The sequence below is a fragment of the Micromonospora sp. BS32 genome (genome assembly GCF_059089345.1).
Genome location: NZ_JBSSHR010000127.1, coordinates 1 through 430, shown reverse-complemented (window position 1 = coordinate 430; position 430 = coordinate 1). Strand labels below are relative to the sequence as shown.

General features: G+C 67.4%; 1 protein-coding gene. It reads left to right on the top strand.

The window, feature by feature from the left end; all coding sequences use genetic code 11:
• A partial coding sequence (sodN, locus tag AC5RWQ_RS30565) for a superoxide dismutase, Ni (RefSeq protein WP_494286060.1) occupies positions 1-358 on the top strand: 358 nt, incomplete at its 5' end.
• Between the last annotated feature and the right edge of the window lie 72 nt (positions 359-430).

The window sequence follows — 430 nt, the reverse complement described above, 5'->3', positions numbered from 1 at the left end:
CGCCCACTGCGACCTGCCCTGCGGCGTGTACGACCCGGCCCAGGCCCGCATCGAGGCCGAGTCGGTGAAGGCGGTGCAGGAGAAGTACCAGGCCAACGAGGACGCTGACTTCCGCACCCGCGCTGTCCTGATCAAGGAGCAGCGCGCGGAACTCGCCAAGCACCACGTCTCGGTGCTGTGGAGCGACTACTTCAAGGCCCCGCACTTCGAGAAGTACCCGCAGCTTCACCAGCTCGTCAACGACACCCTGAAGGCGCTCAGCGCCGCCAAGGCGTCGAACGACCCGGCGACCGGCCAGAAGGCGCTCGACCTGATCGCCGAGATCGACACGATCTTCTGGGAGACCAAGAAGGCCTGATCGCCCGCCGCACCCGGCAGACGACCGACGGTCCCGTCCGTGTGGCGTTCCCCACGTTTACGCGTGTGGGGC